Origin of the sequence: Denitratisoma sp. (assembly GCA_032027165.1) — a bacterium.
Classification (GTDB): domain Bacteria; phylum Pseudomonadota; class Gammaproteobacteria; order Burkholderiales; family Rhodocyclaceae; genus Desulfobacillus.
Genome location: JAVSMO010000001.1, coordinates 1,454,433 through 1,475,260, shown reverse-complemented (window position 1 = coordinate 1,475,260; position 20,828 = coordinate 1,454,433). Strand labels below are relative to the sequence as shown.

Below are 20,828 nucleotides of genomic sequence, written 5' to 3'. Positions count from 1 at the left end.
ATGGCCACCGACATCCAGATCTCCATCGTCGGCTCGGCCGGCGACGGCACCATCGCCGCCGGCGAAATCCTCCGCAATGCGCTGGCCGGCATGGGCTACAAGGTCATCAGCTTCGACGTCTATCCGCCCGAGATCCGCGGCTTCGGCAAGTGCATCGCACGCATGCGCATCACCACCGAGCAGGCCTATTCGCTCAAGCACAAGTCCGACGTGCTGGTGTCGCTCGACGACAGCCACGCCATCCCGCACGCCGGCGAGGTGCGCGACTGCGGCGCCGTCATCTACGAACAGGGCTCCATCGTCAGGCTGCCGGAAGGCGGCCACATGAGCGCCCATGTCGGGCCGGGCCAGCTGCCCTATCCGGTGCCGATCCGCGAGCTGTCCGAGAAGAGCACCGGCGCCAACCGCTCGCGCAACATCGTCGTGCTCGGCTTCCTCGCCGGCCTCTTCAACCTGCCGGTGGAGGGCTTCCGCAAGGCCATCGGCAAGAAGTTCAGGAACAAGGCCGCCGCCGCCGAGGCGAGCGAGGCCGCCTTCAAGGCCGGCCTCGACTACGCCGCGAAGACCTTCAAGCTCGACGACGTGGTGTTCGGTCCGCCGGTGTCTTCGGTGGTCGCCGGCGCCACGGTGGAAATGATCAACGGCAACGCCGCCATCGTGCGCGGCGCGCTCGATGCCGGCATCGACACCTTCTTCGGCTACCCGATCACGCCGGCCACTTCGATCATGGAGCGGCTGGCGACCGAGATGCCGAAGCGCGGCGGCCGCCTGCTGCAGACCGAGGACGAGATCTCGGCGATCTCCGCCGTCGTCGGCGCCGGCTTCGCCGGCGCGCGGGCGGCGACATCGACCTCCGGCCCCGGCCTGTCGCTGATGGCGGAGATGCTTGGCATGGGCGTCATCGGCGAGGTGCCGGCGGTGCTCTTCGTGTCGCAGCGCGGCGGTCCGTCGACCGGCATGCCGACCAAGACCGAGCAGTCGGACCTGCACATGGCGGTGTACGGCGGCCACGGCGACGCGCCGCGCATCGTCATCGCGCCGACCAACGTCGACGGCTGCTACCGCTGCGCCGGCAAGGCCTTCGAGATGGCCGAGGCCTACCAGACGCCGGTGATCGTGCTGATCGACCTGTATCTCTCAAACCGCTACGAGACGGTGGTGTTCCCGGCGCGGCCGCCCTTCGAGTCGGACATGAACCGCAAGCCGGGCAAGCAGGCCGCCGGCGCGCCGTACAAGCGCTACGCCCTCACGGCGGACCACGTCAGCCCGCGCACCATCCCCGGCGACAAGGGCGGCATGCACGTCGTCACCGGCCTCGAGCACAACGAGCTGGGACGGCCCAACGACTCGGCGGAACTGCACACGGCGATGAGCCGCAAGCGCCACGAGAAGCTGAAGGCGGCGCTGCGCCACCCCGACTTCACCCACTTCAAGCGCTTCGGCGACGAGGGGCCGGTGGACGTCGGCGTGATCTCCTGGGGCTCCAACTTCGGCGAGTGCCTGGAGGCGATGCTCAAGGCGCGCGCCGAGGGCATCCGCTGCGCGGCGATGAAGGTGGTGATGCTCTCGCCCTTCCCGACGCACGGCGTCTCGGCCTTCCTCGCCGACTGCAAGGAGGTGCTGGTGCCGGAGCTCAACTACGAGGGCCAGTTCGCCAACCTGCTGCAGGCCAACGTGGCGCGCCAGGTGACGCGGCTCAGCCGCGTGCCGGGCGAGCCGATGAAGGTCGAGGAGATTCTCGAGGAAATCCGCCGCCTGGCGGGCAGGAAAGCCGCACAGAAGGCGGCATAAGGAGCATTGAAATGGGCGACATCAAACCGGTCTATCTCGAAGAGAAGCTCAAGGAAGTCGAGGAGAGCGGGCGGCTCGACTACCGCTCGAAGACGCTGCCGACCTGGTGTCCGGGCTGCGGCTACTTCTCCATCGTCGAGGCGGTGGCGGCTTCGCTGTGCGAGCTGAACATCCCCAACGAGAACGCCGTGGTGGTCTCCGGCATCGGCTGTTCCTCGCGCTTTCCCTTCTTCGTGAACACCTACGGCATGCACACCCTGCACGGCCGCGCGCTGCCGGTGGCCACCGGCGTCAAGACGGCGAACGACGCGCTGACGGTGGTGGCGGTGGGCGGCGACGGCGACGGCTTCGCCATCGGCGGCGGCCACGTGCCGCACGCGGCGCGGCGCAACGTCGACATCACCTACCTGCTGTTCGACAACGGCATCTACGGTTTGACGAAGGGGCAGACCTCGCCGACCTCGGCGACCGGCTTCCGCACGCCGACCAGTCCCTACGAGAATCCCGACCGGCCGCTCAACCCGCTGCTGATGCTGCTCTCCTACGGCGCCAGCTGGGTCGGCCAGGCCTACGCCGGCCGGCCGGACCAGCTGCGCAGCATGATCACCCAGGCGATGGCGCACCGCGGCTTTTCCTACCTGCACATCCTCTCGCCCTGCGTCACCTTCGACAAGACGCACCGCACCTACCAGAACCTCGGCATGCAGGTGCGCGATCTGCCGGCCGACCACGATCCCTCCGACCGGCTGGCGGCGATGCGCGAGGCGATGGACGATGCGCTGCCGGCGCTCGGCCTCTACTACCGCGAGGAACGGCCGACGCTGGGCGACGCTCTCGACAGCCTGGTCGAGAAGGCCGGCGGCGAGTTGCCCGGCAAGGTTGCCGCCAAACCGGCGCGGAAGACCGCCCGGCGCTAGGAAAAGTCAGTCCCCACAGCACGGCGGCAGGTGCGCTCCCTCGCCCCGCTTGCGGGGGCGAAGGCGGGATTTCACGAAGCATGCTTCGTGCCGACTGAGCCGGCCGGCTGTGTAAAGCCGGCCGTGGGCGCAGAGCGGGGCTGGGGAGAGGGGGCGCTTTTCGGCGATAATTCGCCTGTTGGCCCGATCGCGGGCCTGTCTCAATTCATCACGTGGTCTCCGTCACCCATTCCATCGCCCAGGCCGGCGCCGAGGAAGCGCAGCTCGACCTCCTCGCCGAAGGCCTGCCGCCCGAAGCACGCCAGACCCTCGTGCAGGCGACCGGCTTCGCCCGCGGCCTGTACGGCGAGAGCGTCCTCGGCACCGGCGAGCCCGCCTGGCAGCACGCCCTCGGCATGGCGCTGGTGGCGGCTTCATTGCGGCTCGACCTCGACACGCGCCTGGCCGCGCTGCTCTTCGCCGCCTCGGATTACCTCGAGGACGCCGCCGAGACGCTGGCGGCCGAATACGGCGCGCCGGTGGCCGAGCTGGTCGGCGGCCTCAGCCGCCTGAAGGGCCTGCAGCTCGTCACCGGCAAGAGCGAGCGCGCGCAGAGCGTCAAGGCGCAGGCCGAGGTGCTGCGCAAGATGCTGCTGGCGATGTCGGAGGACATCCGCGTCGTGCTGCTGCGCCTGGCCAGCCGCACGCAGACCCTGCGCCACCTCGCCGAGCATCCCGAGGCCGAGCGCGCCGAGGTGGCGCGCGAGAGCCTCGATATCTACGCGCCGCTGGCCAACCGCATCGGCGTCTGGCATTTGAAGTGGGAGCTGGAGGACCTCGCCTTCCGCTTCCTCGAGCCGGACACCTACAAGCGCATCGCGAAGATGCTCGACGAGCGCCGCGTCGAGCGCGAGCAGTTCATCGAGGAGGCCATCGCCCGCCTGCAGGGCGAGCTGGCCGCCGCCGGCATCAGGGCCGAAGTCTACGGCCGGCCGAAGCACATCTACAGCATCTACAGCAAGATGAAGGCGAAGAACCTCGACTTCGCCGAGGTCTACGACGTGCGCGCGCTGCGCGTGCTTGTCGACGAGGTGAAGGACTGCTACACCGTGCTCGGCATCGCCCACCACATCTGGCAGCCGATCCCGAAGGAATTCGACGACTACATCGCGCACCCGAAGGGCAACAACTACCGCTCGCTGCACACCGCCGTGATCGGGCCGGGGGGGCGGGCGCTGGAGGTGCAGATCCGCACCCACGAGATGCACCGCCACGCCGAACTGGGCGTCGCCGCGCACTGGCGCTACAAGGAAGGCGCCGGCCAGGATGCGCGCTACGACGACAAGATCGCCTGGCTGCGCCAGCTGCTGTCGTGGCGCGACGAGATCAGCGACTCCTCCGAGTGGGTGCGCCAGTTCAAGCGCGCCGCCCTCGACGACACCATCTACGTGCTGACGCCGCAGGGCCGCGTCTTCGATCTCACGCATGGCGCAACGCCGGTGGACTTCGCCTATCGCCTGCACACCGACCTCGGCCACCGCTGCCGCGGCGCCCGCGTGAACGGTGCGCTGGTGCCGCTCAACACGCCGCTGGAGAACGGCCAGACCGTCGAGATCGTCACCGTCAAGCAGGGTGGCCCCTCGCGCGACTGGCTGCAGCCGGAGCAGGGCTACCTCGCCACCTCGCGTGCGCGCGCCAAGGTTCGGCAGTGGTTTACGGCGCAGGAAGAGGCCGAGATGCTGGCGCAGGGCCGCGCCTTCGTCACGCGCGAGCTGCAGCGCGAGGGCCAGACCGGCGCCAGCCTCGACGAGCTGGCGCACAAGCTCGGCTTCGCCAACGCCGACGCGCTCTACCTGGCGGCGGCGAGAAACGAGGTCGGCCAGCGCCAGCTGCAGACGGCGCTGCGCGGGGAGCCGGAGGCGGCGCCCGAAGCGCCGGCGATACAGACCCGGCGCAGCAAGGCGGGGAGTTCAAGCAGCCGCGTCCTCATCGTCGGCGTCGACAAGCTGCTGACCCAGCTCGGCCGCTGCTGCAAGCCGGCGCCGCCCGACGCCATCGCCGGCTTCGTTACGCGCGGCAAGGGCGTCTCCATCCACCGCCTGGAGTGCACCAACTTCCGCAACATCAGCGCGCGCAATCCCGAGCGCGTCATCAGCGCCGAGTGGGGAATGGGTACGGGGGGGGGCGCCGACGCACTCTACCCGGTCGACATCGTCGTCGAGGCGCAGGACCGCCAGGGCCTGCTGCGCGACATCTCCGAAGTGCTCTCGCGCGAGAAGATCAACGTCACGGCGGTGCGCACCCAGTCGAAGCAGGGCGCCGCCCGCATGGGCTTCACCATCGAAGTGAGCGGCGTCGCCCAGCTGCAGCGGGCCTTGAAGCTGATCGGCGACATCGGCGGCGTGCAACGCGCCAGCCGCAGTTGAACCTGCCCCCTCCCGCTTGCGGGAGAGGGGGAACGGCTTCTTTCAAGGGAAAGTCAGTCCCTGCGGGGCGGCGAAGAATTCCCGCCCTCTGTCCGTCTGAACGCGCTGGGTTTTATCTGCCCGAGCCGCAGCTGGCGTTGAGCTTGGCTTCCTGAAGCTGGATGTTCGGCGGCGGCAGGTCGCCGCAGAGTTTCGCAAGGTCGGCAGCGGAGGCATCGAGGGCGGCGCGCCAGCCGCCGGGGCGGGTGGCGGTGTAGTTGACCATGGTGCGGCCCTGCGTGCCGGTGGAGCGGATGTGGAACCAGGTGACGGTCGGCCCGGCGCAGTCGGTGCGGCGAACGTTGGAGATGTCGGTGCGCTTGATCTGGCCGCCGGAAGCGGCGCACAGGGCGTCGAGGTCGGCGGCTTCGTCGGCGCGGGCGGCGCCGAGGCAGGCGACGGTGAGGAGCAGCGGCAGAAGCAGGCGTTTCATCGGGCGGCGGCAGTCACGACGATGCCGCACTATAGCGGCCCCGCCCGGGACAGACCCTGACATATGTCAAGCCGCGGCGGCGCGGCGGCGCTTCAGCCAGAACAGGCTCGTGGCGAAGGCGCTCACGGCGACGAAGGGGAGGGCGATCTGGTTGAGCACCGTCCAGCCGGCGCTGGTGACGAGCACGCCGGAGCCGAAGGAGGAGCCGGCCATGGCGAAGAACATCAGGAAGTCGTTGAGGCCCTGGGTCTTGGCCTTCTCCTCGGGCGCGTAGGCCTCGGTGAGCAGCGTGGTGCCGCCGATGTAGAGGAAGTTCCAGCCGATGCCGAGCAGCAGCAGCGCCCACCAGAAGTGCATCAGGGTGATGCCCTGCACGGCGATGGCGATGCAGGCGGCCATGAGGAGGGCGCCGGCGAAGAGGACGTTGAGCACGCCGAAGCGGGCGATCAGGTGGCCGGTGAAGAAGCTCGGCGCGAACATGCCGATGACGTGCCACTGCAGGACGAAGGCGGTGTCGCCGAAGCCGAGGCCGCAGAAGTCCATCGCCAGCGGCGTGGCGTTCATGAGCAGGTTCATCACGCCGTAGCCGACGGCGGCCGCCAGCGCGGCGACGATGAACACCGGCTGCTTGGCGATCTCGCGCAGGGGCCGCCCGCCGCCGTGCTGCTCGGACTGACTTTGCGGCGGGAAGCGCAGGCTCGAAGCGATGGCCATGGCGACGAGGGCGAAGCCGATCAGCGAGGCGTACGAGGCGAGGTACTGCGGCTGCGCGAGGTCGCGCGTCACCTTGCCGACCGCCGGGCCGATGAAGCCGCCGACGATGCCGCCGGCCAGCGTCAGCGAGATGGCGCGGCTCTTCCAGTCCGGCGGCGCCACTTCCGCCGCGGCGAAGCGCAGGTACTGGCCGAAGGCCTGGTAGATGCCCGAGCAGAAGGTGGCGGCGCACAGCAGCCAGAAGCTCTGCAGGAAAATCGCCAGCGCGCCGATGGCGCCGCCGAGCATGCCGCTGAAGGCGCCGAGCAGGAAGCCGGCGCGCCGGCCGTGCAGCCGCATGAAGTGCGAGGCGGGCAGGGTCGAGACGGCGGAACCGAGCACGTAGCCGACCACCGGCAGGGTGGCGAGGCGCTTGTCCGGCGCCAGGGCGTAGCCGGCCAGGGCATTGATGGCGACGAGGGTGACGCCGTTGGTGAGCAGCAGCGCCTGGCAGGCGGCGAGGAGTGCGACGGCGCGGCGGGGAGCGGGCATGTTCGGTTCCGGTGTGAAATCAGAAAACCAGCACCTTGTCCGCCCAGGCGGTCCATTGCGCCAGTTCGTCCAGGGTGCCGCGATGGATGTCTTCGCCGAGTTCATCGGCGGCGATGCCGCGCGCGTCGAGGCAGGTGCCGCAGGCCGCCACCTCGCCGCCGGCGCGTGCGACGCGGCCCAGCATGTGCTGGACGTTGTAGTAGCCCTCGGGCACCTTCTGCCCGGCTTTGGCGCCGCCGGCGGCATCGCCCATGAGGAACAGGCGCACGGCCTGTCCTTCCTGGCGCGCCAGCGCGCCGGCCAGGCGCAGGCCGTTGTAGGTCGGTTCGGCACCATAGGGGGCGCCATTGAGGATGAACAGGGTGTTCATGACGATCCTCCTTTCAGGTTTCGACGGGGAGTCCCTGCGCGCGCCATTCGGCCACGCCGTCGGCTAGCTTGGCGGCGCGGAAGCCGCGCTTCTTCAGCAGGGCGACGGCCTCGCCGGACATCAGGCAGAAGGGGCCGCGGCAGTAGGCGACGACGGGCTTGTGCTTCGGCAGCTCGCGCAGGCGGGCGCGCAGTTCGGCGAGCGGGATCGAGCGGGCGCGCGGCAGGTGGCCGGCCGCGTACTCGTCGGCCGGGCGCACGTCGATCACGACGACGTCGCCGCGCGCCGCGCGGCGCAGCAGGGTGGCGCGGTCGGTGCCGATGAGGGCTTCGTCGGGCGCCGCCATCGATTGCAGGGCGGTCTGCAGCTCGAGCAGGCGCTCCTCGGCCAGGGCGCGCAGGCTCACCCAGAGGTCGGCGACGTGTGCGTCGGCGAGCCGGTAGTAGACGTATTTGCCGTCGCGGCGCGCTTCGACCAGGCGCGCCTGCCTCAGCGCCTTCAGGTGGGCGCTGGCGAGCTTGACGCTGCAGCGGGCGGCCTCGGCCAGCGCGTCAACGGTTTTTTCGCTCTGGCACAGCAGCTCGATCAGTTCCAGCCGCTTCGGGCTGGCCAGCGCCTTGCCGATGCGGCCGACCTGTTCGTACAGGGTATCTCTCATGACGGGCTATCATTCTAACGATCGTTGGAATGATAGCCGCGCCGGCACGGGGGCGCAAGCGTTGGTGCGGAAGGGGGCTATTCGACCAGGTCGCGGTAGGCGTGCCAGGTGGCGTGGCCGAGGATCGGGCCGGCGATGAGGATGCCGGCGAGGAAGGTGACGAGGCCGAGGCCGCCGAGCAGGGCGATGAGGCCGGCCCAGACGAACATCGCGGCCGGATTGGCGGCCAGCGCGCGCACGCTGGTGATGGCGGCGGTGACGGCGTCGAGGTGGCGGTCGAGCATCAGCGGCACCGTGATCAGGCTGATGGCGAAGGCGATCAGCGCGAACAGGCCGCCGACGGCGAAATAGGCGATGAGGAAGCCGAGGTGGTCGGTGGAGATCACGTGGCGCAGGAAGCCGCTCACGCTCGGCATCTCGCCGGAATAGAAGAGGGCGAAGACCACCATCGAGGCGCGCGCCCAGACCAGGAAGATGACCAGCAGGATGGCCGTGAATATGCCGAGGTTGCCGGCGTTGCCCTTCCAGGCCATCAGCGTGGGCACCAGGCTGCAGGGCTGCTGCTTCTCGTTGCGGCGGCTGACCTCGTAGAGCCCGATGGCGAAGAAGGGGCCGAGGATGAGGAAGCCGGAAGTGACGGCGGCGATGTATTCCGGCGCGCCGCCGAGGGCCAGCACCATCAGCGCGCCGCCGGCGGCGAAGCACAGGCCGTAGAACAGGCTGGCGGTGGGGCAGGAGAGCAGGTCGCGCCAGCCGCGCTTCAGCCACTGCAGCGGCTGCTCGATCGGCACGTCGCGGATCTTCGGGAAGGCCGGATACACCCCGGCCGGGGTCTCCTGCTGGGCCATCGTCTCGTCTCCTCTCTATGCCCCCGGTCCTGGCCGAAAGCTTTATATGTAAAACGATTCTAGCGGGGGGATATCCGGGAAGCAAGCACGATTCTTCCGGCTCAGGACTGGACGCGGATGCGGCTGGCCAGCGCCATCGCCAGCAGCGTGGCGGCGACCGCCAGATAGCCGACCTGGTCGTAGCGCAGGATGTGGCCGGCCGCGTCCTGGGTGATGATGAGGCCGCCGATGTAGGAGGCGACGCCGGAGGCAAACTGCTGCGTCGCGCCGGTGATCGAGAGGAAGGTGCCGCGCAGCCGCGGCTGCGCCGCCGAGGTGACGAGGGCCATGGCCGGCACCATGCGGCCGGGGACGAGGATGAAGAACAGCGTCGACACGACGATCATCAGCCACAGCGGGACCGGCACGAGGTGGGTCTGGATCAGCAGCGGCGCCATCGAGAGCAGGGCGACCGTGCGGTAGACGCGCACCTTGCCGTGGCGATCCGCCAGCCGCCCGATCAGGCGCGAGGTGAAGAAGGTGGCGGTGCCGCCGGCGAGGTAGATCAGGTAGAGGTCCTCCTGGCGGATGCCGACGTTGGCCACCGAGTAGATGGTGATGTAGGGAATCACCGTGAAGCCGGAGAACATGATCAGCGCCATGAAAGCCAGCGCCCGCAGGTGGTTGGCATCGCGCAGCACGCCGAGGATGGCGGAGAGGGGATGGGCGCGCTCGGTTTCGCTGATGACCGCCTGGCTCAGGTGGCCGCGCAGCGTCGGCAGCATCTTCCAGCCGGGCAGCAGCAGGAGGACGGCCATCGCGGCAATGAAAAGGAAGGGGATGCGCCAGCCGAAATGGGTGGCGAGCACCAGCGAGAGGGGCACGCCGGCGACGGTCGACAGGGCGAAGGCCGACATGATGGTGCCGCTGGCGCGGCCGCGCCGCTCGAAGGGGATGAGGTCGCCGACCATGGTCTGCACCATCGCGCCGAGCACGCCGCCGAAGGCGCCGGCGGCGCTGCGCGCCGCCATGAGGAACCAGAAGCCCGGCGCCAGGCCGCAGGCCAGGGTGGCCAGGGCGAAGAGGGCGAACATGCCGAGCAGCAGGCGCTTGCGCTCGAAGCGGTCGACGAAGGTGGCCGCCAGCACGCCGGAGAAGGCGGCGCTGAAGGTGTAGCTCGAGACCAGCAGGCCGAACTCGTGCGTGCCGATGGCGAGTTCGCGCATCAGGATCGGCCCGAGCGGCATCATCACCATGAAGTCGAGGATGTGCGCGAACTGGATGCCGGCCAGCGTCAGCAGCAGCAGGCGTTCGCGTGCCGGATCGAGGGGCTGGACGGTGCTCACCCGGGACTACTCGCTGCGCAGCGCTTCGAGCGGGTCGAGGCTGGCGGCGTGGCGGGCCGGGGCGACGCCGGCAGCGAGGCCGACGGCGACGGCGACCAGCTCGGCGAGCACGGCGTAAGCCCAGGGCGTGTGCACCGGCAGCGCAGGAAAAGTCAGTTCCAGCAGCACGGCGATGCTCCAGCCCAGCGCCAGCCCCGCCGCGCCGCCGAGGGCCGAGAGCAGCGCCGCCTCGCCGAGGAAGAGCAGCAGGATGCTCCGCTGCGTCGCGCCGATGGCGCGCAGCAGGCCGATCTCGGAGGTGCGCTCGGCSACGCCGATGGTGAGGATGGTGAGGATGCCSACSCCGCCCACCACCAGCGAGATGCCGCCGATGGCGGCGACSGCGAAGGTGATGGCGTYGAGCACSGTGCCGAASACCTCSAGCATCTTCTGCTGCGGCGTGAGGGTGAAGTCCTCGGCGCCGTGGCGGGCGACSAGGATGCGGCGGATGCCTTCCTCSACCTCGGCCAGCGGCGCCGTCGGCTCGTAGGTGACGTGGATCTCCATCAGGCYCTCGCGGTTGAACATGTCGAGSGCGCGCGMCACCGGGATGWACACCGTGTCGTCSAKGTCGAAGCCGAGGATCTGSCCCTTSGAYTCCATGACGCCGAYGACGCGGTAGCGCTCGCYGCCGACGCGGATGCGSSYGCCGAGCGGRTTSTCSGYGCCGAACAGCTCGSTCGCCACCTTCGAGCCGAGCACGACSAAGGCGCGCGCSGCGYGCGGGTCGTCGGGYGGSAGGWAKTCGCCGCTCGCCACGCGCATSGACAGCGCSCKGGCGAARTCCGGKCCSGTGCCGTAGAGCGTGACGCGGCGGCTCTTGCCGKSGWGCRCCACCTCGGCGTTGCCCTGCACCAGCGGGTCGGCCACCTGCACGTRGGGCGCYTTYTTCAGGGCGAKGGCRTCSTCGATGCTGAGCGGGCGCRMGGTGTTCACCGCGCCGAGCGAGGCGCCGTGGGTCTGGATGCGCCCCGGCGCGACGCCGATGATGTTGGTGCCGAACTGGGTGAACTCGKCGATGAYGAAGCGGTGCAGSCCCTCGCCGATSGAGGTGAGCAGGATCACCGAGGCGATGCCYACCGCGATGCCSAGCGCCGTCAGCGCCGTGCGCATCCGGTGCGCCTTGAGCGAGGCGAGGGTGAAGCCGATGAAGTCGCGGACGATCATCGCTTGGAGAGGGCCTGGACGGGATCGAGCATCGCCGCGCGCTTCGCCGGCACCACGGTGAACAGCACCGAGGTGACGAYGGCGGTGAGCGGGGCGGCRAYCACSGCCCACCAGGGCGCSGTGAASGGRATGTCGGGGAAGGCCTGGCCGATGGCGASCTGGCCGAGCTTGCCGRCGRSGAGGCCGMRGRYGGCGCCGCCCAGCGCCAGCATGATSGCCTCGGTGAAGAAGGCGGCGCGGAYSTGCKSSCCSGTGGCGCCGATSGCCTTSARCAGGCCGATCTCCTTGCGCCGCTGCGTCACGGCGATGAGCATGACGTTCATGATGAGGATGCCGGCCACGGCGAGGCTGATGGCGGCGATGCCGCCGACGGCGAGCGTGAGGGCGCGCAGGATGCGGTCGAAGGTCTCCAGCACGGCGTCCTGGGTGATCACCGTGACGTCGCGCTCGCCTTCGTGGCGCAGGCGGATGATCTCCTCGACGTCGGCCTTGGCATAGGCGATCTGCTCGCGGCTCTTCGCCTCGACGAGGACGCGGAACAGCGACTCGGTGTTGAACAGCGCCTGCGCCGCGGCGAGCGGGACGACGACGATCTCGTCGGTGTTGAAGCCGAGCGACTGCCCCTGCTTGGCCAGCACGCCGATGATGCGGAAGCGGCGGTCGCCGATGCGCAGCCATTCGCCGAGGGCCGGGCGGGCGCCGAACAGTTCGGCCGCCACCGTCGAGCCGATGACGCACACCGGCTGGCTGTGGCGCGGATCGCCCGGCGGCAGGAAGAGGCCCTGCGCGATGTCCATCTGCCGCACCTGGATGAATTCGGCGGTGGTGCCGAGCACCGGCGTCTCGCGCGTGCGGCTGCCGACGCGCACGTCGCCGGCGCCGACGATGAGCGGGGCGAAGCGCAGGACCGCGGGGCTGCGCTTGAGCGAGAGGGCGTCGTCGATGGTGAGGTCGCGCGGCGTCTTGCCGACCAGCACGCCGGGCATGGCGCCGGCCGTCTCGGAGCGGCCGGGCAGCACGATGATGAGGTTGGTGCCGAGCGAGCCGAACTGATTGACGACGTAGAGCCGCGCGCCTTCGCCGATGGAGCTGACCGCCACCACGGCGGCGACGCCGATGCCCATGGCCAGCAGGATCAGCGCCGTGCGGGCGCGGTAGCCGCCCAGCACCTGCCAGGCGAAGCGGAGGAGGTCGGCGAAACGCATGCCTACGCCTGCTCCCGGAAGTCCTCGACGATGGCGCCGTCCACCAGGCGGATGCGGCGGTGGGCGCGGGCGCCGATCTCCGGGTCGTGGGTGACGACGGCCACCGTGCCGCCCTCGTGGTGCACGCGCTCGAGCACCGCCATGACGTCCTGGCCGGTGTGGCGGTCGAGGTTGCCTGTCGGTTCGTCGGCGAGGATCAGCGTCGGCCCCATCGACATGGCGCGGGCGATGGCAACGCGCTGGCACTGGCCGCCGGAGAGCTGGTCGGGGCGATGGCCGGCGCGCGCCTCCAGGCCGTAGTCGGCGAGCAGCTTGTCGAGGCGCTTGCGCCGCTCGGCCGGCTCGATGCCGGCCAGCACCATCGGCAGCTCGATGTTCTGCTCGGCGGTGAGGCGCGGCACGAGATGGAAGAACTGGAAGACGAAGCCGATGGCCTCGCGGCGCACGCGCGCCAGCTCGTCGTCGGCGAGGCCGGTGACGTCGTGGCCGTTCAGCTCGTAGCGGCCGGCATTGGGCCGGTCGAGCAGGCCGAGGATGTTGAGCAGGGTGGACTTGCCGGAGCCGGACGGCCCCATGATGGAGAGGTACTCGCCCTGGGCGATGTCGAGGCTGACGCCGCGCAGGGCGTGCACCTCCTCGTCACCGACGCGGAAGATGCGTTCGATGCCGGTGAGGCGGATCATTTATAGAGACCCTGACGCAAGGAAACGCATGTGCGGCTAAGGCGTTTGGGATGCAGCGCTAGGCGCGGCCGCGCAGGCAGTGGTTGTTCCACGACAAGCGGCCGCAACGACGCGAGGCGCCCAAACGCCGACGCCCCGAAGGGTTGTGCTTGGATGGCGCGTCTGCGGCGTTGCGGCGCTTGCCCGTAGATGACTACGGGCGGCGCGCCGCGCCTAGCATCCATCGCCATCCAAGCACAACGCATCATGCGTTTCCTTGCGTCAGGGTCTCTTTGCGGCGGGTTTTTCCTCGGCCACCGCATGGGCGCCGGCCTTGACGCCGGCGCGCTCGAGCGAGGTGACGACGCGGTCGCCGCGGGCCACGCCGCTCCTCACTTCGGTGAATTCCCAGTTGCTCAGGCCGGCCTCGATCCTCCGCTCCTCCAGCACGCCGCGTTCGGTCAGTGCCAGCACGCGGCTGCCCGGCATGAGGGCCGAGGTGGGGATGCGCAGCACGTCGTCGCGGGCATCCACCACCACCTCGATGTCGGCGCTGTAGCCGACCAGCAGGTGGCGGATGTCGGCCGGGCTGTCGAACTCGACCTCCACCTCGACGGTGCGCGCCTGCTTCTCCAGCGCGAGGACGTAGGGCGCGATGCGGCGCAGCTTGCCGGTGAAATGCTTGCCGCGGTAGGCGTCGAGGCTGATGCGGCCGGTCATGCCGATCTTCAGCTGGGCGGCGTCCACCTCGTCGATGGGGGCGGAGACGTAGAGGCAGGAGTCGTCGATGAGGTCGATCGCCGGCAGCGTCGGGATGCCGGGCGGGGAGGGGGTCAGGTATTCGCCGACCTCGCCGTTCACCTCGGCGACGATGCCGTCGAAGGGCGCCTTGACGACGGTGCGCGAGGTGTCGGCGCGCGAGGCGCCGATGCGCGCGCTGGCCTCCTGCACCTGGGCGCGGGCGGAATCGCAGCCGGCCTGCCTGGCCTTGGCTTCGCTCTCGGCGCGGTCGACGCGCTCTTCCGAGACGAAGCCCTTGTCGCGCAGCTGGCGCGTGCGGGCGGCGTCGCGCTTGGCGGTGTCCGCCAGCAGGCAGGCTTCGCGCACATGCGCCTGCGCCGTGGCGCGCTGCTCGACGGAGATGCGCTCGCGCGCCGAGAGGTCGTCGTTCCACAGCTCGACCAGCACCTGGCCGGCCTTGACGCGGTCGCCCTCGCGCACCAGCAGCTTGTCGATGCGTCCGCCCATCGGCGGCGCCAGCTTGGCGCGGCGGCAGGCGGTGACGGAGCCGGCGCGGGTGTTGGCGACGGTGGTCTCGACCTTGCCGGTTTCGACGGCGGCCACGGTCACGGCGATGGGCTTCGGTCGCGTCAGGGCAAAAGTCAGTCCCGCCAGCACGGCGAGCACGGCCACGACGATCAGGACGGTGCGCAAGGCGGGCGTTTTCATGATGCGATGAAGCTCCGCAAGGCGTCGAGCACGGCGTCGGGGTATTCCGCCATGAGGGCGTGGCCGCTGCCTTCGATCGAAGCGATGCGGGCGTCCTGCATGGCGGCGGCGAGCTTCGGCGCGCCGCGCGGCGAGGTCATCATGTCGCGGCTGCCGACGACGAGCAGCGCCGGGCACCGCGCGGCGGCGGCGGCCTCCATGCCGCGCTGGTAGGCGTTGCAGGCATTGAGGTCGTTGAACAGCACTTCGGGCCCGGCGCGCTCCATCAGGCGGATGCTGGCGCCCATCATCCACAGGCCGGGCACGGTGTTGCCGCCGATGGCGCCGCGCGGACCGTGCGACCAGACGTTGACCATGCCCTCGGCCTTCGGCCGCGCCTCGCGCGCGGCGGTGAGCAGGGCCTCCGAGACGGGCATCGGCACGGCGGTGCCGACGAGGGCGATCTTCGCCACGCGGTCCGGGAAGCGCGAAGCGGCTTCGAGGGAGATCAGCGAGCCCATGCTGTGGCCGACCAGCGCCGCCTGCCGCACGCCGGCCGCGTCGAGCAGGGCGACGATCCAGTCGGCCTGCGCTTCCACCGTCGGCAGCAGCGGGCCGTCGGAGCGGCCGTGGCCGGGCAGGTCGACGGCGAGCACGGAAAAGCCGTGGTGGGCGAACCAGCGGCTCTGCAGGCCCCACACGCTGTGGTCGTTCTCGGCGCCGTGGATGAAGACGACGGCGGGCAGTTCCGGATTGGAAGGCTTGCCGCCGGTGTAGGCGTAGGTCTTGTTGTTGTTGACGGTGAATTCCATGGTCAGGTCTTTTGCGAAGCGCGCAGGCCGGCTTCGAGGTCGGCGATGAGGTCGGCGGCGTCTTCCAGGCCGATGGAGAGGCGCACCGTGCCCTCGTGGATGCCGGAGGCGCGCAGGGCCTCGTCGGACATGCGGAAGTGGGTGGTGCTGGCCGGGTGGATGACCAGCGACTTGGCGTCGCCGACGTTGGCGAGGTGCGAGAAGACACGCAGCGACTCGATGAATTTCCGCCCTGCGGCCCGCCCGCCCTTGAGGACGAAGCTGAACACCGAGCCGCAGCCCTTCGGCAGCAGCTGCTTCGCCAGGGCGTGGTCGGGATGGCTCTCCAGTTCGGGGTAGGAGACCGACTCCACCGCCGCATGGGCGGCGAGGTGGGCAACGACCTTTCGCGTGTTGTCCACGTGGCGCTGCATGCGCAGCGGCAGGGTCTCCATGCCCTGCAGGAGCTGGAAGGCGGTCATCGGGCTCATGCAGGCGCCGAAGTCGCGCAGGCCCTCGCGCCGCGCCCGCAGCAGGAAGGCGGCGACGGTGGATTCCTCGGCGAAGTCCATGCCGTGGAAGCCGGAATAGGGTTCGGTCAGGGTCGGGAATTTGCCCGCGTTGTTTCCTTGTCCCTCCCAGTCGAATTTCCCGCTGTCGACCAGCAGGCCACCGATGGCGACGCCATGGCCGCCGAGGAACTTGGTCGCCGAGTGGAAGAGCAGGTCGGCGCCGAGCTCGAAGGGGCGCATCAGGTAGGGCGTGGTGAAGGTCGAATCGACCATCAGCGGCAGGCCGGCTGAGTGGGCGATCTCCGCCACGCGCGGCACGTCGAGCACGTCCAGCCCGGGGTTGCCCAGCGTCTCGCCGAAGAGCAGGCGGGTGTTCGGCCGGATCGCCGCGCGCCAGGCATCGAGGTTGCGCGGGTCGACGAAGGTGGTCTCGATGCCGAAGCGCGGCAGGGTGTATTCGAGCAGGTTGTGCGAGCCGCCGTAGAGCGAGCGCGAGGCGACGATGTGAGAGCCTGAGCCCATCAGCGTGGCGACGGCGAGGTGCAGCGCCGCCTGGCCGGAGGCGACGGCGATGGCGCCGACGCCGCCTTCGAGGGCGGCGATGCGCTCCTCGAGCACGGCGTTTGTCGGGTTCGAGATGCGCGAATAGACGTGGCCGGCGCGCTCCATGTTGAAGAGGGCGGCGGCCTGGTCGGCATCCTTGAAGACGAAGCTGGTGGTGAGGTAGATCGGCGCGGCGCGGGCGCCGAATTGCGGGTCGGGAACCTGGCCGGCGTGCAGGCTCAGGGTGTCGAAATTGAAGGCGGATGTCTTGCTCATGCGGATTCGTCGGGTTCGATCATGCGTTCGAGGAGGGCGATGCGATCCTTCAGCTGCAACTTGCGCTTCTTCAGCCGCCGCAGCATGAGGTCGTCGTGCGGCGGGGTTTGCAGCAGGCGCTCGATGATGTCGTCCAGGTCGCGGTGCTCGACCTGGATTTCGTGCAGCTTCAGGCGCAGGGCGGCGATGTCTTCGGATTCCTTCATGCATCTATTATGCGGCGGCGCAGTGAAAAACAACAGAGCGGGCAGGGTTGAAATGGCTCTCGGCGTACCCACATTTGCACCACGGAGGTAGCCAACATGATGATCGTCTTCGACAATCCGGTGATGCATGTGGTCGACTACCCGGCGCAGGATGCCGTGGAGGTGATCGACAAGCGCGTGAACAAGGGCGTCCTGATGCGCAACGGCGCGGCGGAACGCTTCCGCGCCGAGCTGAAGGCGCTCGTCTCGGGCGAGCCCGACATCGAGGCCTTCGGCGACCTGCTCGAGGAATACGGCTCGCTGATCACCCAGCCCGCTGTTTACCATTGAACTAAAGTCAGTCCCCACAGCACGGCCATGCCCACCGCGATGGTGGCGAAGGTGCTGCGCGTCAGCAGGGCGACGGCGAAGCCGGCCAGCGCCGCCACGGTGCGCGGGCCGTCCAGCGTCGCTGCCAGCCCCGGCGCGCCGGCCAGCAGTTGCGGTGAAATGATGGCGGCGAGGATGGCCGGCGGCACGTAGTGCAGGATGCGCCGCAGCCAGAGCGGCAATTCCCCCTCGCCCAGCAGGGCCAGGAAGGACAGCCGGGTGGCGAAGGTCGCCAGCCCGAGCGCGGCGATCACGCCCCAGGTCGCGATTTCGGCCATAGCTTTTCCAGTGCGATGCCGACGGCGGCGCCGATCAGGGCGGCGGCCATCAGGTTCAATTTCAGCGGCAGGACGAGGAAGACGGAAGTCAGTCCCCCCGACACGGCGGCCGCCGCCATGGCGCGGTCGCGCAGCAGCGGCGCCAGCACGCCGATGAAGGTGAGGGCGACGACGAAATCGATCGACCAGCTGGCCGGCACCCGTGCGCCGAGGAAGATGCCGATCAGGCTGGCGATCTGCCAGAGCAGCCACAGCGTCGCGGCGATGCCGAGGAAGAACCAGGGGATGTCCTTGCGGCCGTCGAGGACCCGCGCCAGCGTCACGGCGAAGGCCTGGTCGGTGAGCAGGTAGCCGGCCAGCCAGCGCTCGAGGCGGGAGGTGCCGCGGAAGTGCTGCGCGAGGGTGGCGCTGTACATCATGAAGCGCAGGTTGACCACCCAGCCGGTGAGGACGATGACCCAGCCCGGCGCGCCGGCGGCGAAGAGCTGGGTGGCGACGATCTGCGAGGAGCCGGCGAAGACCAGCCAGGAGAGGGCGAAGGACTGCCCCGGCGTGAGGCCGACGCCGGCCGCGGCGGCGCCGCAGACCATGCCGAAGAGCAGGATGCCGGGGGCGAGCGGGATGCAGGCGCGTACGCCGGCGAGGAGCGCCTGCCGTCTGTCTGGGGTGGCCACGCGATTCTTCATTGTTGTTCGAACGCTATAATTATCTCATTCAAACGAAAGTTCCCGCCGATGAACAAGGCCTTCGTCAAGGAAGATGCGCCCGAGGAGGAGGACGGCCACCCGTCCGCCCCGGCGCTGCCGCACGGCACGAAGAACTACATGACGCGCCGCGGCTACGCTCTGCTCAAGGCCGAGCTGGAACACCTCGTCAAGACCGAGCGGCCGGCGCTGGTGCAGGTCGTCTCCTGGGCGGCCAAGAACGGCGACCGCTCCGAGAACGGCGACTACATCTACGGCAAGAAGCGCCTGCGCGAGATCGACCGTCGCATCCGCTTCCTCATGAAGCGGCTGGAGAGCGCCGTCCTGGTCGACCCGGCCGCGCAGGAGAACGCGGAGCAGGTGTTCTTCGGCGCCACCGTCACGGTGTGCGACGTCGAGGGCTGCGAGAGCACCTACCAGATCGTCGGCATCGACGAGGCCGATGCCGGCAAGGGCATGATCAGCTGGATTTCGCCGCTGGCGCGGGCCCTGCTCAAGGCGCGCGAGGGCGACGCCGTGCGCTTCCAAAGCCCGGCCGGCCTGCGCGAGCTGGAGATCGTCGAGATACGCTACGAGTAACCCCTGCCGCGGGGGCTTGAAAACGCCCGCGGCCGTCCCCATTTCCCCTCCCGTCTTCATCCGGAGAGCACCATGACCACTGCAACCAAAGAGACCCTCGGCTTCCAGGCCGAGGTAAAACAACTGCTGCAGCTGATGATCCACTCGCTGTACAGCAACCGGGAAATCTTCCTGCGCGAACTGATCTCGAACGCTTCCGATGCCTGCGACAAGCTGCGCTTCGAGGCCCTGCACAACGGCAGCCTGTTCGAGTCCGATCCCGACCTGCGGATAAAAGTCAGCTTCGACAAGGCGGCGCGCACCCTGACCCTCGCCGACAACGGCATCGGCATGAGCCGCGAGGAAGTGGTGAACAACCTCGGCACCATCGCCAAGTCCGGCACGCGCGAGTTCTTCCAGGCGCTCACCGGCGACCAGCAGAAGGACGCCCACCTGATCGGACAGTTCGGCGTCGGCTTCTATTCCTCCTTCATCGTCGCCGATCGCGTCACGGTGGTGACGCGCCGCGCCGGCCTGGCGGCCGACCAGGGCGTGCGCTGGGAATCGGAAGGCGCCGGCGAGTTTTCCATCGAGATGACGGATCGGCCCGCGCGCGGCACCGAGATCACCCTGCACCTGAAGGAAGGGCAGGACGATCTCCTCTCCGGCTGGAAGCTGCGCGAGATCGTCCGCAAGTACTCCGACCACATCGTCCAGCCGATCGTCATGAAGAAGGAAGAATGGAAGGACGGCGAACAGGTCGTCACCGACGAGGACGAGACGGTCAACCAGGCGAGCGCCCTGTGGGCGCGGCCGAAATCCGAGATCACCGACGAGCAGTACAAGGCGTTCTACAAGCACGTCGGCCACGACTTCGACGAGCCGCTGGCCTGGCTGCACGCCCGCGTCGAGGGCCGCCAGGACTACACCCAGCTGCTCTACATCCCGGCGCATGCGCCCTTCGACCTGTCGGACCGCCAGCAGCGCCACGGCGTCAAGCTCTACGTGCGGCGCGTCTTCATCATGGACGATGCCGAGCAGCTGCTGCCGGTGTATATGCGCTTCGTGCGCGGCGTCGTCGACTCCAACGACCTGCCGCTCAACGTCTCGCGCGAGATCCTGCAGGAGTCGAAGGACATCGAGGCGATCCGCGCCGGCTGCACCAAGAAGGTGCTCGGCCTGCTCGAGGATCTGGCCGGGAACCGGAAGGACGACTATGCGAGGTTCTGGAAGGAATTCGGCCGCGTGCTGAAGGAGGGCGTCGGCGAAGACCACGCCAACCGCGAGAAGATCGCCGGCCTGCTGCGCTTCGCCTCCACCCGTGCCGACACCGAGGAGGAAAGCGTCTCCCTGGCTGACTACCTCGGCCGCATGAAGGAAGGCCAGGACAGGATCTACTACGTCACGGCGGATTCCTTCCTCGCCGCAAAAAACAGCCCGCACCTGGAGATCTTCCGCAAGAAGGGCATCGAGGTGCTGCTGCTCTCCGACCGCGTGGACGAATGGGTGCTCGGCCATCTGACTGAGTTCGAGGGCAAGCCGCTGCAGTCGGTGGCGAAGGGCGGGCTCGACCTGGGCAAGCTGGAAGACGAGGCGGAGAAGCAGGCGCAGGAGGCCCAGGCCGGCGAGTTCAAGGAACTCGTGGAAAAGATGCAGGCCTCGCTCGGCGAGCGGGTGAAGGAGGTGCGCGTGACGCACCGCCTCATCGACAGCCCGGCCTGCCTGGTCGCCGACGAGCACGACCTGGGCGGCAACCTGGCGCGCCTGCTCAAGGCGGCCGGCCAGAAGGTGCCGGCGTCGAAGCCGATCCTCGAGATCAACCCCGACCACCCGGTGGTGCAGCGGCTGAAATACGAGGAACAGCACTTCGACGACTGGAGCGCCGTCCTGTTCGACCAGGCGCTGCTGGCCGAGGGCGGCCAGCTGGAAGACCCGGCGGCCTTCGTCAAGCGGGTGAACGCCCTGATGCTGGCGATGGGCGGCAAGTAGGCGCCGCGCCGCAGGGACTGACTATTCGTCCCGGCGGCGCCATTGAGCGGGGCGGGCGGCTCGGCTATAG

At 69.3% G+C, this 20,828-nt stretch carries 21 protein-coding genes; 6 read left to right on the top strand and 15 right to left on the bottom strand.

The window, feature by feature from the left end; all coding sequences use genetic code 11:
• The 3 genes from ROZ00_07250 (at nucleotide 1) to ROZ00_07240 (ending at nucleotide 5,113) form a co-directional block, all read left to right on the top strand.
• Nucleotides 1-1,791, top strand: coding sequence for a 2-oxoacid:acceptor oxidoreductase subunit alpha (locus ROZ00_07250; protein ID MDT3736003.1), 1,791 nt, complete (start codon nucleotides 1-3; stop codon nucleotides 1,789-1,791).
• 11 nt (nucleotides 1,792-1,802) lie between these two features.
• Nucleotides 1,803-2,708, top strand: coding sequence for a 2-oxoacid:ferredoxin oxidoreductase subunit beta (locus tag ROZ00_07245; protein ID MDT3736002.1), 906 nt, complete (start codon nucleotides 1,803-1,805; stop codon nucleotides 2,706-2,708).
• A gap of 212 nt (nucleotides 2,709-2,920) precedes the next feature.
• Nucleotides 2,921-5,113 carry a bifunctional (p)ppGpp synthetase/guanosine-3',5'-bis(diphosphate) 3'-pyrophosphohydrolase gene (locus tag ROZ00_07240; protein MDT3736001.1) on the top strand — a complete coding sequence of 731 codons (2,193 nt, stop codon included), beginning with the start codon at nucleotides 2,921-2,923 and terminating at the stop codon, nucleotides 5,111-5,113.
• Nucleotides 5,114-5,225: 112 nt separating this feature from the next.
• On the opposite strand, the gene ROZ00_07235 is transcribed toward ROZ00_07240, so the two are convergent.
• From ROZ00_07235 to ROZ00_07175, 13 genes are all read right to left on the bottom strand, one after another.
• Nucleotides 5,226-5,585, bottom strand: coding sequence for a hypothetical protein (locus ROZ00_07235; GenBank protein MDT3736000.1), 360 nt, complete (start codon nucleotides 5,583-5,585; stop codon nucleotides 5,226-5,228).
• 66 nt (nucleotides 5,586-5,651) lie between these two features.
• Nucleotides 5,652-6,830, bottom strand: coding sequence for an MFS transporter (locus ROZ00_07230; GenBank protein ID MDT3735999.1), 1,179 nt, complete (start codon nucleotides 6,828-6,830; stop codon nucleotides 5,652-5,654).
• A 19-nt stretch (nucleotides 6,831-6,849) separates the two neighbouring features.
• The gene (locus tag ROZ00_07225) at nucleotides 6,850-7,200 is read right to left on the bottom strand and encodes a DsrE family protein (protein MDT3735998.1); all 351 of its coding nucleotides are present in this window, start codon (nucleotides 7,198-7,200) and stop codon (nucleotides 6,850-6,852) included.
• A 13-nt stretch (nucleotides 7,201-7,213) separates the two neighbouring features.
• Nucleotides 7,214-7,858 carry a metalloregulator ArsR/SmtB family transcription factor gene (locus tag ROZ00_07220; protein ID MDT3735997.1) on the bottom strand — a complete coding sequence of 215 codons (645 nt, stop codon included), beginning with the start codon at nucleotides 7,856-7,858 and terminating at the stop codon, nucleotides 7,214-7,216.
• A 77-nt stretch (nucleotides 7,859-7,935) separates the two neighbouring features.
• Nucleotides 7,936-8,706: a DUF2189 domain-containing protein gene (locus tag ROZ00_07215; protein ID MDT3735996.1), complete on the bottom strand. Its 771-nt coding sequence runs from the start codon at nucleotides 8,704-8,706 to the stop codon at nucleotides 7,936-7,938.
• A gap of 101 nt (nucleotides 8,707-8,807) precedes the next feature.
• On the bottom strand, nucleotides 8,808-10,031 hold the full coding sequence (locus ROZ00_07210; GenBank protein MDT3735995.1) for an MFS transporter: 1,224 nt from the start codon (nucleotides 10,029-10,031) through the stop codon (nucleotides 8,808-8,810).
• A gap of 6 nt (nucleotides 10,032-10,037) precedes the next feature.
• A complete protein-coding gene (locus tag ROZ00_07205; protein ID MDT3735994.1) occupies nucleotides 10,038-11,237 on the bottom strand; it encodes an ABC transporter permease in 1,200 nt (399 codons plus the stop codon).
• Nucleotides 11,234-12,442, bottom strand: coding sequence for an ABC transporter permease (locus tag ROZ00_07200; GenBank protein MDT3735993.1), 1,209 nt, complete (start codon nucleotides 12,440-12,442; stop codon nucleotides 11,234-11,236). The genes ROZ00_07205 and ROZ00_07200 overlap by 4 nt, the downstream gene beginning before the upstream one ends.
• Before the next feature lie 2 nt (nucleotides 12,443-12,444).
• The gene (locus tag ROZ00_07195) at nucleotides 12,445-13,125 is read right to left on the bottom strand and encodes an ABC transporter ATP-binding protein (protein ID MDT3735992.1); all 681 of its coding nucleotides are present in this window, start codon (nucleotides 13,123-13,125) and stop codon (nucleotides 12,445-12,447) included.
• A gap of 261 nt (nucleotides 13,126-13,386) precedes the next feature.
• Nucleotides 13,387-14,553, bottom strand: coding sequence for an efflux RND transporter periplasmic adaptor subunit (locus ROZ00_07190; GenBank protein MDT3735991.1), 1,167 nt, complete (start codon nucleotides 14,551-14,553; stop codon nucleotides 13,387-13,389).
• Nucleotides 14,550-15,344: an alpha/beta hydrolase gene (locus ROZ00_07185; GenBank protein ID MDT3735990.1), complete on the bottom strand. Its 795-nt coding sequence runs from the start codon at nucleotides 15,342-15,344 to the stop codon at nucleotides 14,550-14,552. The genes ROZ00_07190 and ROZ00_07185 overlap by 4 nt, the downstream gene beginning before the upstream one ends.
• A 2-nt stretch (nucleotides 15,345-15,346) precedes the next feature.
• On the bottom strand, nucleotides 15,347-16,654 hold the full coding sequence (locus ROZ00_07180) for an O-acetylhomoserine aminocarboxypropyltransferase (protein ID MDT3735989.1): 1,308 nt from the start codon (nucleotides 16,652-16,654) through the stop codon (nucleotides 15,347-15,349).
• Entirely contained in the window at nucleotides 16,651-16,860 is a 210-nt protein-coding gene (locus ROZ00_07175; protein ID MDT3735988.1) for a YdcH family protein, read from the bottom strand. The genes ROZ00_07180 and ROZ00_07175 overlap by 4 nt, the downstream gene beginning before the upstream one ends.
• Nucleotides 16,861-16,956: 96 nt before the next feature.
• Between ROZ00_07175 and ROZ00_07170 the strand changes: the two genes are divergently transcribed.
• Nucleotides 16,957-17,190, top strand: a complete 234-nt coding sequence (locus tag ROZ00_07170) for a DUF3567 family protein (protein MDT3735987.1) — start codon at nucleotides 16,957-16,959, stop codon at nucleotides 17,188-17,190.
• On the opposite strand, the gene ROZ00_07165 is transcribed toward ROZ00_07170, so the two are convergent.
• On the bottom strand, nucleotides 17,181-17,507 hold the full coding sequence (locus tag ROZ00_07165; protein ID MDT3735986.1) for an AzlD domain-containing protein: 327 nt from the start codon (nucleotides 17,505-17,507) through the stop codon (nucleotides 17,181-17,183). The genes ROZ00_07170 and ROZ00_07165 overlap by 10 nt on opposite strands.
• The gene (locus ROZ00_07160; protein MDT3735985.1) at nucleotides 17,480-18,181 is read right to left on the bottom strand and encodes an AzlC family ABC transporter permease; all 702 of its coding nucleotides are present in this window, start codon (nucleotides 18,179-18,181) and stop codon (nucleotides 17,480-17,482) included. The genes ROZ00_07165 and ROZ00_07160 overlap by 28 nt, the downstream gene beginning before the upstream one ends.
• A 60-nt stretch (nucleotides 18,182-18,241) precedes the next feature.
• Here ROZ00_07160 and greB point away from each other — a divergent pair, with 60 nt between their 5' ends.
• Complete coding sequence (gene greB, locus ROZ00_07155) at nucleotides 18,242-18,790, top strand: transcription elongation factor GreB (protein MDT3735984.1); 549 nt, start codon at nucleotides 18,242-18,244, stop codon at nucleotides 18,788-18,790.
• A 72-nt stretch (nucleotides 18,791-18,862) separates the two neighbouring features.
• Nucleotides 18,863-20,758, top strand: a complete 1,896-nt coding sequence (gene htpG / locus ROZ00_07150) for a molecular chaperone HtpG (GenBank protein MDT3735983.1) — start codon at nucleotides 18,863-18,865, stop codon at nucleotides 20,756-20,758.
• The last annotated feature ends 70 nt before the right edge of the window (nucleotides 20,759-20,828 follow it).

What these genes read in the sequence shown, in the direction of transcription:
- htpG (MDT3735983.1), top strand. Translation starts at nt 18,863, where the DNA reads ATGACCACTGCAACCAAAGAGACCCTCGGCTTCCAGGCCGAGGTAAAA.
- ROZ00_07180 (MDT3735989.1), bottom strand. Translation starts at nt 16,654, where the DNA reads ATGAGCAAGACATCCGCCTTCAATTTCGACACCCTGAGCCTGCACGCC.
- ROZ00_07175 (MDT3735988.1), bottom strand. Translation starts at nt 16,860, where the DNA reads ATGAAGGAATCCGAAGACATCGCCGCCCTGCGCCTGAAGCTGCACGAA.
- ROZ00_07235 (MDT3736000.1), bottom strand. Translation starts at nt 5,585, where the DNA reads ATGAAACGCCTGCTTCTGCCGCTGCTCCTCACCGTCGCCTGCCTCGGC.
- greB (MDT3735984.1), top strand. Translation starts at nt 18,242, where the DNA reads ATGAACAAGGCCTTCGTCAAGGAAGATGCGCCCGAGGAGGAGGACGGC.
- ROZ00_07170 (MDT3735987.1), top strand. Translation starts at nt 16,957, where the DNA reads ATGATGATCGTCTTCGACAATCCGGTGATGCATGTGGTCGACTACCCG.
- ROZ00_07190 (MDT3735991.1), bottom strand. Translation starts at nt 14,553, where the DNA reads ATGAAAACGCCCGCCTTGCGCACCGTCCTGATCGTCGTGGCCGTGCTC.
- ROZ00_07225 (MDT3735998.1), bottom strand. Translation starts at nt 7,200, where the DNA reads ATGAACACCCTGTTCATCCTCAATGGCGCCCCCTATGGTGCCGAACCG.
- ROZ00_07215 (MDT3735996.1), bottom strand. Translation starts at nt 8,706, where the DNA reads ATGGCCCAGCAGGAGACCCCGGCCGGGGTGTATCCGGCCTTCCCGAAG.
- ROZ00_07195 (MDT3735992.1), bottom strand. Translation starts at nt 13,125, where the DNA reads ATGATCCGCCTCACCGGCATCGAACGCATCTTCCGCGTCGGTGACGAG.
- ROZ00_07230 (MDT3735999.1), bottom strand. Translation starts at nt 6,830, where the DNA reads ATGCCCGCTCCCCGCCGCGCCGTCGCACTCCTCGCCGCCTGCCAGGCG.
- ROZ00_07185 (MDT3735990.1), bottom strand. Translation starts at nt 15,344, where the DNA reads ATGGAATTCACCGTCAACAACAACAAGACCTACGCCTACACCGGCGGC.
- ROZ00_07250 (MDT3736003.1), top strand. Translation starts at nt 1, where the DNA reads ATGGCCACCGACATCCAGATCTCCATCGTCGGCTCGGCCGGCGACGGC.
- ROZ00_07165 (MDT3735986.1), bottom strand. Translation starts at nt 17,507, where the DNA reads ATGGCCGAAATCGCGACCTGGGGCGTGATCGCCGCGCTCGGGCTGGCG.
- ROZ00_07220 (MDT3735997.1), bottom strand. Translation starts at nt 7,858, where the DNA reads ATGAGAGATACCCTGTACGAACAGGTCGGCCGCATCGGCAAGGCGCTG.
- ROZ00_07245 (MDT3736002.1), top strand. Translation starts at nt 1,803, where the DNA reads ATGGGCGACATCAAACCGGTCTATCTCGAAGAGAAGCTCAAGGAAGTC.